This is a genomic window from Roseibium sp., assembly GCF_048260565.1.
Classification (GTDB): Bacteria; Pseudomonadota; Alphaproteobacteria; order Rhizobiales; family Stappiaceae; genus Roseibium.
Genome location: NZ_JBLXGP010000002.1, coordinates 158,923 through 173,643, shown reverse-complemented (window position 1 = coordinate 173,643; position 14,721 = coordinate 158,923). Strand labels below are relative to the sequence as shown.

Genomic DNA, 14,721 nt, shown 5'->3' with positions numbered 1-14,721 from the left:
CGATGTCAAAGCCCCGATCCTTCGCCACGTCCCTGCCCGTCGACGGCGTCCTGCCGCAATTGCTCGACGCGCTCGAAGCCGGCCCGAACGCCGTCCTCGTGGCAGAACCCGGCGCCGGCAAGACGACGCGCGTTCCGCTTGCTCTTCTCGATGCCCCCTGGCGCGGTGACGGCAAGATCCTGGTGCTGGAGCCGCGCCGGCTTGCGGCACGCGCGGCCGCCCGGCGCATGGCCTCCGAACTGGGTGAGAAGACAGGCGAAACGGTCGGCTACCGGGTCCGTATGGAGACGAAGGTCAGCGCAAAAACGCGGATCGAGGTCATCACCGAAGGGGTGTTCACGCGGCTGATCCTGGACGACCCGGAACTGTCCGGCGTCGCGGCGGTCCTGTTCGACGAATTTCACGAACGGTCTCTGGACGGCGATCTGGGGCTGGCACTTGCACTGGATGTGCAAGGCGCCCTGCGCGAAGACCTGAGGCTGCTGCCCATGTCGGCAACGCTCGATGCCGCCGCCGTCGCCGGCCTGCTGGGCGATGCTCCCGTCATCGAAAGCAAGGGCCGGAGTTTCCCCGTTGAAACGCGCTATCTCGGCCGCAGGGCGGAAGAGCGGATCGAGCCGCAGGTGGCGCGGGCCGTCCGCCAGGCACTTGGCGAGGAGACCGGTTCGATCCTGGTGTTCCTGCCCGGCCAGGGAGAGATCCGCCGCACCGCGGAGATGCTCGCAGACAAGCTGCCCGCCGGCTGCCAGTTGGCGCCGCTTTACGGCGCGCTCGATGCCAAGGCGCAAGACCTTGCGATCCGCCCTGCCCCTGCCGGCACGCGCAAGATCGTGCTTTCCAGCGCCATCGCCCAGACATCGCTCACCATCGAGGGTGTGCGCGTCGTCATCGACAGCGGTCTTTCAAGAGTCCCCAGGTACGAACCGCAGACCGGACTGACACGGCTGGAGACCGTGCGGGTCTCGCGCGCCTCCGCCGACCAGCGGCGCGGCCGTGCCGGGCGAACCGAGCCCGGTGTCTGCTACCGGCTCTGGGACGAGGCGCAGACGGTTTCCCTTGCCGCCTCGGAGGCACCGGAAATTCTCGAGGCCGATCTGTCGGGCCTTGCGCTCGATCTGGCCGCCTGGGGGACGACCGATCCGGCACAGCTGCAATTCCTCGACCCGCCACCAGCCGCAACGTGGACCGAAGCCACGCAGCTTTTAAAGGCGCTGCATGCGCTCGACGAAAACGGCCACCTGACAGACCAGGGCAAGGCGCTCGCCCGCCTGCCCCTGCAGCCGCGGCTCGCTCATATGCTCGACCGCGCCGCTTCGAAAGGCGAAGGACTGACCGCGGCGATGATCGCGGCCCTTCTTTCAGAGCCGGGACTTGGCGGACCGGACCCCGACCTGAGAAACCGGCTGCGGCGCCTCAGAGACGACAGGAGCCCGCGTGCGCGGGACACCCGCCTGCTGGCGGAGCGGTGGCACAAGCTGGCCGGGGGATCGGACAAACGGATCGAGCCGGAGGACGCCGGCGTTCTGCTTGCCAATGCCTATCCCGACCGGGTCGCCCAAGCCCGCGGCCAGCGCGGACGGTTCCGGCTGGCAAACGGCCGCGGCGCGGAACTGCCGGAAGAGCATCCGCTGGCGGGCGAACCGTTCCTGACCGTCGCCGACATCCAGGGGAAGGCCGCCAGTGGCCGGATCATGCTGTGTGCGCCGATCACCAAAGCTGAGATCGAGGAGCTGTTCGCCGAGGACATCGTCGCGGAAGACGAGGTTCGCATCGAGAAGGAAGGCGCTTTGAGAGCCCGGCGGGTACGCCGCTACGGTGCCGTCGAGCTGGAAGCCAGACAGATCAACACGCCCGATCCGGAAGCGGTCACACGCGCCCTGCTTGGCGAAGTGCGCCGGCGCGGGGTTGGCCGCCTGCCCTGGACAAAGGACCAGCTGCGCCTGCGCGCCCGTATCGGTTACCTGCGCGACAACGGCGAGACCGACCTGCCGGACCTGTCCGACGACGCCCTGTCGGAAGCGCTCGACGACTGGCTCGGTCCGTTTCTGGCCGGCAAGACCAGCGTCTCGGCCATCGATGCCGCCTGTCTCGGCGATGCGCTGGCGTCCTTGCTGCCGTTCGACGTCGCCGCCCGGCTCGAGAAGCTGGCGCCGTCCCATTTCACAGCACCGACGGGAAGCCGGGTGCCGATCGACTATGGCGGGGAAACCGGACCGGCCATTTCCATCCGCGTGCAGGAACTCTTCGGCCTCGACCGCCATCCTTCCGTTTGCAACGGCCGGATCCCGCTGACGCTGGAGCTTCTGTCCCCGGCCCAGCGCCCGATCCAGATCACGCGGGATCTGCCCGGTTTCTGGGCCGGTTCCTGGGCCGATGTGAAGGCGGAGATGAAGGGCCGTTATCCGAAGCATCCGTGGCCGGACGATCCGACCTCCGCCGAAGCCACCCGCAGGGCCAAGCCGAGAGGGGCCTGAGGACGCCACTCATCCGACGCCTGGACCGCACACACCCGCTCACAAAGCCTTGTCTTGACCGCGCGCCCGCCTTTGGGCAACAGAAGGCAAAAGAAGAAACAGGGGGTTAGCCGATGTCCTTGAAACGACTCATGCCGATTGCCGCCGCACTGGCCCTGACGGCCACCATCGCGCAGGCCCAATCCGCCAGGGACGCGTCCTGGGACGATGTCACCGCAGCGGCGAAGGGACAGACAGTCTACTTCCACGCCTGGGGCGGCGAACCGCGGATCAATGCCTATATCGACTGGGCGGCAGGTAAGGTCGAAGACCGGTATGGCGTCACGGTCAAGCATGTGAAGGTCACCGACACGGCCGGCACGGTCACCCAGATCGTTGCCGAAAAAACCGCCGGACGGACGACGGGCGGCACGGTCGACCTGGTCTGGATCAACGGCGAGAATTTCAACACGCTGAAATCGCAAGGGTTGCTCGCCGAGCCGGGCTGGGCGCAGAAACTGCCGAATTGGGCTTACGTGGACGTTGAGGGCAAGCCGACGGTTCTCTCGGATTTCACGGTTCCGACCGACGGCCAGGAAAGCCCCTGGGGCATGGCGAAACTGGTCTTCATGTACGACAGCGCGCGGCTTCCCGAACCGCCGCGCAGCCTTGACGCGCTGGCCGCCTATGCGGCCGATCATCCGGGCCGGGTCACCTACCCGCAGCCGCCGAATTTCTATGGCTCGACTTTCCTGAAGCAGATCCTGATTTCGAAGATCGACGACCGCGGCAAGCTGGAAAAGCCGGTCGACCCGGACCGGTTCGAACGGGATATCGCGCCGCTGTTTGCCTATCTCGACAAGATCCATCCCAACCTGTGGCGCAAGGCGGAGGCCTTCCCGGCCAATGCGGCGGCGATGCGACAGCTGCTTGTGGACGGCGAACTGGATATCGCCTTTACCTTCAATCCGGGCGATGCCTCGAGCGCCATCGCCAACGGCGAATTGCCGGACACGGTGCGCAGCTTCGTGCTCGATGGCGGAACCATCGGCAACACCCATTTCGTCGCCATTCCGTTCAACAGCTCTGCCAAGGAAGGTGCCAAGGTCCTGGCGAATTTCCTGCTGTCACCTGAAGCTCAGGCCCGCAAGCAGGATCCGGCGGTCTGGGGCGACCCGACCGTCCTGAAGATTTCAAGCCTGCCGGAAGCCGACAAGGCGCTCTTCGAGGCGATCGATCTGGGCGTCGCCACGCTCGGGCCGGAAGACCTCGGCCCCACCCTTCCCGAACCGCACCCAAGCTGGGTCGCGGCCATCGAGAAGGCCTGGGCCGCGCGCTACGGCGGGTCCTGACAACCTGCCGTGACGCGAAAACCGGCCCTCCTGCAGTCCACGTTGCCGACTGCAGTCATCCTGATCCTGATCGCCGGGCCGGTCATCCTGGGACTTGCGGCGACCCTGCTGCCGGCCTTCGGCTATCTGCCGGCGCTCGGCGGATCGACCCTGTCTCTCGATCCGTTCGGGGCTGTCCTCAGTGAGCCGGGCATCGACCTTTCGCTGGCGCTCAGCCTGGGCACGGGCCTCGCCGCGACAGCCGTCTCGCTGGCGATCGTCACGGTTTTCACCGCCGCCTGGTTCGAAACCCGGACCTTCCAGGTCATGCTTCGTTTCCTTTCGCCTTTGCTTTCCGTCCCCCATGCGGCGGCAGCGATCGGCCTCGCTTTCGTGATTTCTCCCTCCGGGCTGATCGTCCGGCTGCTGTCGCCATGGGCGACCGGGTCCGACCGCCCGCCGGACCTGCTCATCCTGCATGACCCGCTAGGGCTGACCATGACGGCGGGCCTGATCGCGAAGGAAGTGCCGTTCCTGTTCCTGATGACGCTCGCCGCCCTGCCGCAAACGGAGGCCCGGCGCCACATGCGGATCGCGGCGAACCTGGGTTACGGTCGGATAGCGGGTTTCTTCAAGGTTGCGCTGCCGCAGATCTATCCGCAGATCCGCCTGCCCGTTCTGGCGGTGCTCGCCTATTCGACCTCGGTCGTCGATGTCGCCCGAATCCTTGGACCGACGACGCCGGCTCCGCTCGCGCCGAGGATCATCGACTGGATGGCCGATGCCGATCCGGCGCTGCGCTTGGAGGCCTCCGCCGGAGCGGTGCTCCAGTTGCTGTTAAGCGTTGCCGCGATCCTCATCTGGCGCTTCGGCGAAATTCTGTACGGTCGTCTCGCCCACTCCGGCTGGAGCAGCGGCCGGCGGCATCTCCGCGACAGGGCGATGCGGCATTCGGCGGCGGCCCTCGTCGCCCTCCTGATCGCTGCCATGGTTGCGGCCCTGGCGGCCCTTGTCCTTTGGTCCCTGAGCGCAAGCTGGTGGTTTCCGCAGGCTTTTCCGTCCGCACTGACAATGCGCCATTGGACCGGCATTTATCCCGGCGGCGGCGACCTCATCGCCGATACGCTCGTCATCGCCCTGCCGGCCGCGCTGGTCGCCATCGCGCTGATCGTCTGGCAACTGGAGCTATGGACCCGGACCGGGCCTCGTCGGAGACAGGCCGCATTCAGGCATCTGATGTTCCTGCCGCTGCTGGTGCCGCAGATTTCGTTTCTGTTCGGCCTGCAGGTCCTGTTTCTTCTCGTCGGATGGGACGGAACCCATGCCGCCGTCGGCCTGACACATCTTGTCTTTGTCCTGCCTTATGTCTTTCTCGCCCTGTCCGATCCCTGGGATCATCTCGACCCGCGGCTTGCCAAGGTCGCGGCATCCCTGGGCGCTTCCCCAAGCCGGATCCTGTGGTCGATCCGCCTGCCGATGCTGTTGCGTCCGCTGATGGTGGCAGCCGCAATCGGTTTTGCGGTTTCCATCGGCCAGTATCTGCCGACCCTGATGATCGGCGCGGGACGAATCGCCACGATCACCACCGAAAGCGTGGCGCTTGCCAGCGGCGGCAGTCGGTCGGTCGCGGCCGTCTATGCCATGCTGCAGCTGCTGTTGCCGCTCCTGGGCTTCGTGCTGGCAAGTGCGGTACCCGCGATCGCCTTCCGCCATCGACTTGCCCTCAGACTTCAACGATAAGACAGGCATGGCAGACCATCCGCTCTCTTCTTCCGGTCTCACGCTGGACCAGGTGGAAATCGACCTCGGCACCCGGCGGCTGGTTACGCTTGACCGGCGGATTGGCCCCGGCGAGGTGCTGACTGTGATGGGCGACAGCGGCAGCGGGAAATCGTCTCTTCTGGATTTCATTGCCGGGTTCCTGGACCCCGCCTTCCGGGCAAGAGGGCGAATCTGGCTGGACGGCACGGAGATCACGTCGCTGCCGCCCCAGGAACGAAAAGTGGGGCTGATGTTTCAGGCCCCCCTTCTTTTCCCGCACATGTCGGTCGGCGAAAATCTCCTGTTCGGCCTGGATCGAATCAAGGATCAGGGCCGTGAGCAGCGCCGCGTCCTTGCCGAGGACGCGTTGTCCGATGTCGGGCTCGCCGGGTTCTTCGGCCGCGACCCGGCGACCTTGTCCGGCGGCCAGCAGACGCGGATCGCCCTGATGCGGCTGCTTCTCGCCGAGCCGGGGGCTCTCCTGCTCGACGAGCCGTTTTCAAGCCTGGACCAGAGTCGGCGCTCCGATCTGCGCAATCTGGTCTTTTCGAAAGCCCGCGAAAAGGGCCTCCCTGTCCTGCTCGTCACCCACGACCCGGACGATGCAGACGCCGCCGGCGGTGACGTGATCCGGCTATAATGCGCAGAGCTCAGTCAGCGGCGTTCGCAGGCGATGCCTGGAGCAGCGCATAGTTGTCGATGCCGATCTGCTCGATCAGCTTTAGCTGTGTTTCGAGGAAATCGATGTGGTTTTCCTCGTCCGCCAGAAGGGTCTCGAACAAGTCCATGGAGACATAGTCCTCGCATTCGCGGCAGACCTGGCGCGCCTCGTGATAGAGGGCCCTGGCGACATATTCGCCCGCAAGGTCGCTTTCGATGCATTCCTTGAGCGACTGGCCGATGCGCATCGGATCGAGCACCTGCAGATTGGGCAGGCCTTCCAGGAAGACGATCCGCTTGATGATCCGGTCGGCATGATCGCGCTCTTCCGCCGATTCCTCCCACTCCTTGGCGGCGAGTTTGGTATAACCCCAATCTGCCATGAGGTTTGCGTGTAGCCAGTACTGATTGACCGCTGTCAGTTCATGGCGCAGCGCCTTGTTCAGATATTCGATAACCCTCGGTTCGCCCTTCATGATGCCCTCTCCGTTATCGCCTGCGGTTGCCGGCGGCTTTTAATCTTGCATAGCCGCTCTCAGAGCCGCCGTCTCTGGTGTCTTCGTGAATGATCTGGATGACAGCCGGGAAGCAGCTGCCGCAACGGGGCCTGCATCCCAGGTGCCGGAACACGGCCCCCGGTGTGGGCACCTTGCCGTTCGGATCGTCGCGCATCTCTTCCGCCGCCTTGCGAAGCTGCTCGTCCGACAACACATTACAGGAACAGATGATCATTCCGGGCCCCGGGCCATCCTCGTCTCAGATCGTAAACTCACACATGGCAAACGTGGCGGAGGCAAGGCCGCTCCAACCAGTCGCAAGGGTCTGAAAACCGGAAGAATTTACGAAACCCAACACTGATAATGCCATCAAATTTGCTCACGCCAACCCTGCTTCGTTTAGGAATTCCCATTCGGGATCATTCTGGCATACAAAGGTTGGACCGCATAAACTAAAGTAGTCTGAAAAAGTCAACTTTAACCCGTCAGGTTTCATATTGAGGCAAATCCCGCATGAGTGAAAGCAATCCGATCGATGAGCGTCGAACCGTCGTCCTGACCGGCGCAAGCCGGGGGATCGGCCACGCGACCGTGAAGCGGTTTTCCGCCGCCGGATGGCGTGTCATCACCTGTTCGCGGCACGCCTTTTCCGACAAATGCCCCTGGCCGATGGGCCCGGAAGACCACATTCAGGTGGATCTCTCCGATCCGGAAAATCTCGGCTATGCCGTTCAGGAAATGCGCAAACGCCTGGAACCACACGGATCGAAGCTTCATGCGCTGATCAACAATGCCGGCATCAGCCCCAAGGGCGACGATGGCGAACGCCTGGATTCGCTGACGACCGCCATGCACGTCTGGCGTCATGTCTTCCAGGTGAATTTCTTCGCGCCGATCATGCTGGGCCGGGGCCTGTTCAAGGAATTGAAGAATGCCGGCGGGTCGATCGTGAACGTGACCTCCATTGCGGGCGTGAGGGTCCACCCGTTCGCAGGCACCGCCTACGCGACATCCAAGGCTGCTCTGGCCTCACTGACGCGGGAAATGGCCGCGGATTTCGGACCGCACGGTATCCGTGTGAATGCCATCGCTCCGGGAGAGATCGACACGTCCATCCTGTCGCCGGGCACTGAAAAACTCGTTGAGGAGATTCCGCTACGCCGCCTCGGAACACCGGACGAAGTAGCCGAGACAATCCATTTCCTGTGCACCTCTCCGTCTTCCTACGTGACGGGAGCGGAAATTCAGATCAATGGCGGTCAGCACGTTTAGACTGTCTCTTCCCGCCGAAGCGCGATGCCCGGATATCGTTCCGGGCGGTCGCCTCCAACGCAATGCCGAGTTTTGTTGCGGTGCGATGTCTGATCGCGCCACCGAGGGGTCATTGTCTTAAACATCAATGACCGGAGTGCCTTAGAACCTGTAAAGAGTGCCTACACAGAAACACTTCACATCTTAATTATAAATATTCAATGCAATATAACAATACAACTGACCAGCGATCCAATACCTATTATTTGATTTACATATTTTTCACCTCTCTCAACGACAGTTTCCTCCAAAACATACGGCAATTCTTGGAGTTGCCAGGTGGGGGAACCTATGAAACAAATCCGTAAATGGTTGGTCGATCTACGTTTCGGCTACAAGGTCAGTGGCGGTTTCGGCGCCATCCTTGTGCTGACCGCCATCGTGGGCGCGGTCGGCTTTTTCGCAATCCTGAACCTTTCGTCGCGTTTCGAGGTTGCCGATCAGGCCGCCCAGGTGTCCAGCCTGATGCAGGCGACATCCCTCAAGCGGGAGGCCTTTCTGACGAATGCCAGCGCAGAGGCAGCGGAAGATACCCGCCAGGAAATCAAACAACTGACTGCCGCCTTGAACCAGTTGAGGGCAACGGCCTCCGGTGAGGGCGACGCCGGCAGCCAGGTGACGGATGCCGCGGCTGCCATGGCGGAATTCTCCTCCACCTTCGACGAGGTGGTCAGCCTGACAGATCAGCAATCGATGCGCCTCGCCACCCTGATCCAGGCGACGGATGCCCTGGCCGGCCAGGCCGACCGCATCAACGACACCGTGCTGGAGACCGAAAAGGGCATCAGAGCGGAAGTCGCCAATGCCAACAAGTCCCTCGAAACGGCAAACGAGCTGGCGCGCCGTGTCTTCGCCCTGCAGGAACAGGCCTTTGCCATTCAGCTGACCTACCTGAAAGCAAGCGGAAACCTCTCCGGCTCACAACTGGAGGAAGCCCTGCGATCGACGGAAAGCATCGCGTCCGAGGCTGCTGCCCTGACAGGCCAGCAATTCGCCGGCATGTCTTCCGACAATTTCGACCTCCTTGCCCAGGAAGCCAACTCCCTGAAGGAGAACCTGACGAAGATGTCCGGCGATCTCGGTTTCGGGGAAGCCTTCACCGTCAAGGAAGCCGCCGGCACTGCGATCGAAAAAATCATCGACATCGCGCGCGAAATCCGCTTCCAGCTTCTGCCCGCGGTCAAGAACGCGAAGACCGTCGCCCAGTCAAATGCGATGAAGCTTGAGAGCATTCGGGTCATCAAGGAAGAAGCGGCCACGCTCGACACGCTGGCACTGCAATCCCGGACCGAAATCCTCAACCTTTTCGGCGGCTTCGGCGCGACGGACACGAAACCGGTCGAGGACAAGGTCGGTCAGCTGGTCAAGCTGGAAGAGTCCCTGACCGGTTCGGCCCAGTTTCTGCCGGCGGTCAATGAGGTTGCCGGGGAAATCGCCGAAGCGATCGTGACCTTCGACAGGGCTTTCAAGGAAATGGTCACATCGAAGTCGGACCTGGAGACGCGGCGGGGACAGCTCGATGAACTGACGATCCGGGTCAATCAGCAAATCGCCTCGCTTACGTCCTCCCAGTCCCACGGCGCTCGCGAAGCCGCGCGGACTGCATTGACCACGATCGGCATCACGATCTTGCTGGCCATCGCTGCCGGGTTTGCCCTGGCCTTCGTTCTCAATCTCGTCATTACGCGTCCGATCCGCGAAATAACATCCGTGATGTCCACTCTTGCAAACGGCAACAATGACGTCGTCATTAACGGCCTCGACCGGGGCGACGAGATTGGCGACATGAGCCGGACCGTCCAGGTTTTCCGCGACAATGCGCTGGAACGGGCACGGCTCCAGGAAGAAAGTGCCCGGGACGAGCAGGCGCGCCTGCAGCGCCAGGAGCGGATCGACGCCCTGATCGCCTCCTTCCGCGCAACCGCCGAAGATGTCATCGGCTCGGTCGGCCAGACGGCCGATGGACTGGACAAGACCGCAAATGCGCTGACGGAGATCGCGCGCGAAAGTTCCAACCACGCCACCGAGACACTCGAATCCTCCGATGAGGCGACGCGCAACGCACAGACCGTTGCGAGCGCGGCAGAGGAACTGGCGGCCTCCATCGGCGAGATCTCCCGCCAGGTTTCCCAGACGACGGAAGTCGTCGGCCGGGCGACCCTTGGCACCCAGAAGACCAACGAGAAGGTCGAGGGACTTGCCGCATCGGCCGCCAAGATCGGGGAAGTCGTCACCCTGATCCAGGCGATCGCCGAACAGACCAACCTGCTGGCCCTGAATGCCACCATCGAGGCGGCCCGGGCCGGCGAAGCCGGCAAGGGCTTCGCGGTGGTCGCGGCCGAAGTCAAGGAACTGGCCACCCAGACCTCCAAGGCAACGGAGGAAATCAGCCAGCAGATCAGCGCCATTCAGGGCGCGACGGAAGAATCGGTACAGGCCATCGGCGAGATCACCGAAATCATGGAAGAGGTCAACAACTATACCTCGACCATTGCCGCGGCCGTCGAGCAGCAGGGCGCTGCCACAACCGAGATCTCACAGAACGTCCAGCGTGCGGCCGAAGGCACCCAGTCGGTCTCTTCTGCGATGTCACAGCTCTCCCAGGCCGTCGACCACACATCGTCCTCAGCCGACCTCGTTCTGTCCGCATCCGGTGAACTCAATGAAAAGACTGACCGTCTCAAGCAGGAAGTCGATCAGTTCCTGGCCGGCGTGGCCGCAGCCTGATAACCAGAGACTTCAATGAAATCCGGCGCCGGCCGGCGGCTCCCTGCCGCTGGCCGGCGTTGTCGCAGTTTCAGCTGCGTCCGCCGGTTCCGGTCCGTTAGGCGCGAATGTCTCCCAAAGCTATCATTCAACCACGCGAATCAGCTTGAAATCTCGATTGCCGAAAACAAATCATCGGTTGCGGGACTGGGAAGACACCCCCATTTTTCATTGGTATTTATTACAATAAAAACAGGCAAAACAGCATAACGCCCTGAAAATAAGGCGTTTTATACTTTGTTTAACTCACCTCGAAGATATTCGCCCTGAAGAAGCGCGGCGGAGTTTTCCTGAATGCCAAATATCCTGAGCAAATTTTCCATCGGCCACCGTCTGTTCGGCCTGGTCTTCATTTTTGCCCTCGGCCTCGCGGGCCTGATGGGAGTGGAATCCTGGAACCAATACAAGAGCCTGAAGAACCTCAAGCTCGCGGAGTTGCAGAGCCTGACTGAATCGGCCATCAGCATTCTGGCTGAATACCAGACCCGGGTCGAAAAGGGTGAACTGACCCTCGATGAGGCGAAAGCGCAGGGTTACAACACCCTCCGCCACATGAGATACGGCAACGGCGATTACTTCGCGGTCCAGAGCCTGGGCGGCGACTACCATCTGGTGATGCATCCCATCAAGCCGGCGCTTGAGGGCAAGGACCAGAGCAAGGCCGAGGATACGAGCGGCAAGCCGTTCATCCGCATGATGAACGACATCGCCGTGAAGGATGGCAGTGGCTACATGGACTACATGTGGCCCAAGCCCGGCAGCGAAGAGTCTTCTGCGAAAATCGCCTATTTTCAGTCCTTCAAGCCCTGGGGCGTCCTGGTTCTGACCGGCGTCTACATCGATGACCTCTCGGAGATCTTCTGGGGTGAATTCGTCAATCGGCTGATGCTCGATATCGCTCTGCTCGCAGTCGTCGCGGGCGCGGCCTTTTTCGTGGTGCGCAGCATTACCCGGCCCATCCGCAGCCTTCAGGACGCCATGCTCGGCCTTGCGAACGGACAGCACGATCTGGATGTTCCAGGCACCGGTCGCGGCGACGAGATCGGCGACATGAGCCGCACCGTTCAGGTCTTCAAGGACAATGCGATCGAGCGGTTGCGCCTTGAAAACGAAAGCGCCGGTGAAGCGCAGGCCCGATTGGCCCGCCAGCAGCGTGTCGACGAGCTGATCGCCGCCTTCCGGGCGACCGCGTCGGATGTGATCTCCTCTGTCGGCGAAACGTCCGCCACCCTGGACGACACCGCGCACAAGCTCACCGAGATCGCACGCACGAGCTCCGGCCGGGCGTCTGAAACCCTCGGCGCTTCGGACGAGGCGACCCGCAACGTGAACACGGTGGCATCCGCCGCCGAGGAGCTTGCCGCTTCCATCGGCGAGATCAGCTCGCAGGTTGCCCGGACGACCGATGTGGTCAACCAGGCGACAGAGGGCACCCGGGTCACCAACGAAAAGGTTGAAAGCCTCGCCGCATCGGCTGCCAAGATCGGCGAAGTCGTGACGCTGATCCAGGCGATTGCCGAGCAGACCAACCTGCTTGCGCTCAACGCCACCATCGAGGCGGCCCGCGCAGGCGAGGCCGGCAAGGGCTTCGCGGTGGTCGCGGCCGAGGTGAAGGAACTCGCCACCCAGACCTCCAAGGCGACGGAAGAAATTTCCGGCCAGATCGCGGCGATCCAGTCTGCCACCCGCGAATCCGTCGAGGCCATCGGCTCGATCACCGAGACGATGCAGGAGGTGAACACCTATACAGGCGCGATCGCCTCCGCGGTGGAGCAACAGGGAGCTGCGACCGAGGAGATTTCCCAGAACGTCCAGTTGGCGGCCCAGGGAACCAATATCGTGACCGGCAATATCGGCGAACTGTCCCAGGCGGTCGACGAAACCACGAAATCCGCGGACCTCGTGGTCTCAGCCTCTTCCGAACTCAGCACCAAAACCGCACTGCTGAAGCAGGAAGTTGACCGCTTCCTCAGCGAAGTTGCTGCAGCATAGGCTCTGCGGTTCATACACTCTCATGAAGAGGGCGGCCTGCGTGCCGCCCTTTTTGTTGCCTGAGCGCATTTCGGAAAATACCGTAACGTAAGATACTCTATTTAAAGGCTTATTTCGAATAAACCGGTTTCCGGTTATGTCAATTTTAACGTTTGACAGCCGATACATGCTCGTACGTGTTGCCGCTGGAGTTATCAGATGCCCAAGGTTTTTTCCAAGCTTTCAATCGGACATCGCCTGTTCGGTCTGCTTGCGCTGTTCGCATTCGGCCTGATCGCCATCATGTCCGTTGAGTCCTGGACGCAGTATTCAAGTCTCAAGGAACAGAAATTCGCCGAGTTGCAGCATCTGACCGACGCAGCGATATCTGTCATGGAGGATCACCAGAAAATGGTCTCCGAAGGCAAGATGCCGCTGAAAGACGCCCAAAAGCGCGCCTTCGACATCATCCAGTCGATGCGCTACGGCGACGGCAACTACTTCGTCATTCAAAGCCTGGACGACAAATATTCGGTCCTGATGCATGCCGGCAAGCCGTCCCTGGTCGGCGCGGACATCCTTTCCCTGAAGGACGGGAACGGCAAATTCTTCGTCAAGGAACTGGGCGACCTGGCAAAGAGCAAGGGCTCCGGTTACGTCGACTATGTCTGGCCCCGTGCGGGTAGCGACGAGCCCGTCGACAAGATTTCCTATGTCGAGGCGTTCAAGCCCTGGAACCTGTTCGCGATGACCGGGGTCTATGTGGATGACCTGTCCGCCGTCTTCTGGAAACAGTTCAGCTACCGCCTGGCGCTCGATCTGGGGCTTCTGGCCATCATCGCCGGTGCCGCTCTCATGGTGGTGCGCTCCATCACCCGTCCCCTCGGCAAGCTGCAGACGGCCATGCTTGGCCTTGCCAACGGCCAGCACGACGTGGACGTTCCCGGAACCAGCCGCAGCGACGAGATCGGCGACATGAGCCGCACCGTTCAGGTCTTCAAGGACAACGCCGTCGAGCGGCTGCGCCTTGAAAACGAAAGCGCGAGCGAAGCGGAAGCCCGCCTGGCCCGTCAGCAGCGGGTCGACGCTCTCATCGAAGCCTTCCGGGCAACCGCATCGAATGTCATCACATCCGTTGGCGAGACCTCGGCCTCCCTGGACGATACGGCCCACAAGCTGACCGAAATCGCGCGCACCAGCTCCAGTCGGGCGATGGAGACGCTCGGCGCTTCGGACGAGGCGACCCGCAATGTGAACACTGTGGCGTCGGCAGCAGAAGAACTTGCCGCTTCCATCGGCGAGATCCAGTCACAGGTCGCGCGCACCACGGGCGTCGTCAACCAGGCAACCGAGAACACCCGGGTCACCAACGAGAAGGTGGAAAGCCTCGCAATTTCCGCTGCCAAGATCGGCGAGGTCGTGACCCTGATCCAGGCGATCGCCGAACAGACGAACCTGCTGGCGCTGAACGCCACCATCGAGGCGGCCCGCGCAGGCGAAGCCGGCAAGGGGTTTGCGGTGGTGGCCGCGGAGGTCAAGGAACTCGCGACCCAGACCTCCAAGGCAACGGAAGAGATCGGCGCACAGATTTCCGCCATCCAGTCGGCGACCAAGGATGCGGTCGACGCCATCGCCTCGATCACCGAGACGATGCAGGAGGTGAACACCTATACCGGCGCAATCGCATCGGCAGTGGAGCAGCAGGGAGCGGCGACCGAGGAGATTTCCCAGAACGTCCAGCTGGCGGCCCAGGGTACCAATATCGTGACCGGCAACATCAGCGAACTGTCCCAAGCCGTGGACGAAACGGCAAAGTCGTCCGACATGGTTGTTTCGGCTTCCAGCGAACTCGGCTCGAAGACGGCGCACCTGAAGGAAGAAGTAGACCGCTTCCTGAGCGAAGTGGCCGCCGCCTGATCCGGCGCCAGGACACAAACACAAGGGCGGCCGCATGAGCCGCCCTTTTTGTAT

At 62.4% G+C, this 14,721-nt stretch carries 10 protein-coding genes; 8 read left to right on the top strand and 2 right to left on the bottom strand.

What is annotated here, in order from left to right; all coding sequences use genetic code 11:
• Positions 1–2 precede the first annotated feature (2 nt).
• The 4 genes from hrpB (at position 3) to ACN0SO_RS05440 (ending at position 6,185) form a co-directional block, all read left to right on the top strand.
• The gene (hrpB, locus tag ACN0SO_RS05455; protein WP_417675364.1) at positions 3–2,474 is read left to right on the top strand and encodes an ATP-dependent helicase HrpB; all 2,472 of its coding nucleotides are present in this window, start codon (positions 3–5) and stop codon (positions 2,472–2,474) included.
• Positions 2,475–2,587: 113 nt separating this feature from the next.
• Positions 2,588–3,805: an ABC transporter substrate-binding protein gene (locus ACN0SO_RS05450; RefSeq protein WP_417675362.1), complete on the top strand. Its 1,218-nt coding sequence runs from the start codon at positions 2,588–2,590 to the stop codon at positions 3,803–3,805.
• 9 nt (positions 3,806–3,814) lie between these two features.
• Positions 3,815–5,524, top strand: coding sequence for an ABC transporter permease (locus ACN0SO_RS05445; protein ID WP_417675360.1), 1,710 nt, complete (start codon positions 3,815–3,817; stop codon positions 5,522–5,524).
• A gap of 7 nt (positions 5,525–5,531) precedes the next feature.
• Positions 5,532–6,185 carry an ATP-binding cassette domain-containing protein gene (locus ACN0SO_RS05440; protein ID WP_417675358.1) on the top strand — a complete coding sequence of 218 codons (654 nt, stop codon included), beginning with the start codon at positions 5,532–5,534 and terminating at the stop codon, positions 6,183–6,185.
• Positions 6,186–6,195: 10 nt separating this feature from the next.
• On the opposite strand, the gene bfr is transcribed toward ACN0SO_RS05440, so the two are convergent.
• Both bfr and ACN0SO_RS05430 read right to left on the bottom strand, forming a co-directional pair.
• A complete protein-coding gene (gene bfr, locus ACN0SO_RS05435) occupies positions 6,196–6,681 on the bottom strand; it encodes a bacterioferritin (protein ID WP_417675356.1) in 486 nt (161 codons plus the stop codon).
• A gap of 13 nt (positions 6,682–6,694) precedes the next feature.
• The gene (locus ACN0SO_RS05430; protein WP_417675354.1) at positions 6,695–6,937 is read right to left on the bottom strand and encodes a (2Fe-2S)-binding protein; all 243 of its coding nucleotides are present in this window, start codon (positions 6,935–6,937) and stop codon (positions 6,695–6,697) included.
• A gap of 278 nt (positions 6,938–7,215) precedes the next feature.
• On the opposite strand from ACN0SO_RS05430, the gene ACN0SO_RS05425 reads away from it, so the two are divergent.
• From ACN0SO_RS05425 to ACN0SO_RS05410, 4 genes are all read left to right on the top strand, one after another.
• A complete protein-coding gene (locus ACN0SO_RS05425) occupies positions 7,216–7,974 on the top strand; it encodes an SDR family NAD(P)-dependent oxidoreductase (RefSeq protein WP_417675352.1) in 759 nt (252 codons plus the stop codon).
• A 330-nt stretch (positions 7,975–8,304) separates the two neighbouring features.
• Positions 8,305–10,740, top strand: coding sequence for a methyl-accepting chemotaxis protein (locus tag ACN0SO_RS05420; RefSeq protein ID WP_417675350.1), 2,436 nt, complete (start codon positions 8,305–8,307; stop codon positions 10,738–10,740).
• Between the two features lie 333 nt (positions 10,741–11,073).
• Entirely contained in the window at positions 11,074–12,771 is a 1,698-nt protein-coding gene (locus ACN0SO_RS05415) for a methyl-accepting chemotaxis protein (RefSeq protein ID WP_417675348.1), read from the top strand.
• 198 nt (positions 12,772–12,969) lie between these two features.
• Positions 12,970–14,667: a methyl-accepting chemotaxis protein gene (locus ACN0SO_RS05410; RefSeq protein WP_417675346.1), complete on the top strand. Its 1,698-nt coding sequence runs from the start codon at positions 12,970–12,972 to the stop codon at positions 14,665–14,667.
• The last annotated feature ends 54 nt before the right edge of the window (positions 14,668–14,721 follow it).

Bases quoted from the DNA above. Each gene is read 5' to 3' on its own strand.
- bfr (WP_417675356.1), bottom strand. From the start codon at position 6,681: ATGAAGGGCGAACCGAGGGTTATCGAATATCTGAACAAGGCGCTGCGC.
- ACN0SO_RS05420 (WP_417675350.1), top strand. From the start codon at position 8,305: ATGAAACAAATCCGTAAATGGTTGGTCGATCTACGTTTCGGCTACAAG.
- ACN0SO_RS05410 (WP_417675346.1), top strand. From the start codon at position 12,970: ATGCCCAAGGTTTTTTCCAAGCTTTCAATCGGACATCGCCTGTTCGGT.
- ACN0SO_RS05415 (WP_417675348.1), top strand. From the start codon at position 11,074: ATGCCAAATATCCTGAGCAAATTTTCCATCGGCCACCGTCTGTTCGGC.
- ACN0SO_RS05440 (WP_417675358.1), top strand. From the start codon at position 5,532: ATGGCAGACCATCCGCTCTCTTCTTCCGGTCTCACGCTGGACCAGGTG.
- ACN0SO_RS05450 (WP_417675362.1), top strand. From the start codon at position 2,588: ATGTCCTTGAAACGACTCATGCCGATTGCCGCCGCACTGGCCCTGACG.
- ACN0SO_RS05430 (WP_417675354.1), bottom strand. From the start codon at position 6,937: ATGATCATCTGTTCCTGTAATGTGTTGTCGGACGAGCAGCTTCGCAAG.
- ACN0SO_RS05425 (WP_417675352.1), top strand. From the start codon at position 7,216: ATGAGTGAAAGCAATCCGATCGATGAGCGTCGAACCGTCGTCCTGACC.
- hrpB (WP_417675364.1), top strand. From the start codon at position 3: ATGTCAAAGCCCCGATCCTTCGCCACGTCCCTGCCCGTCGACGGCGTC.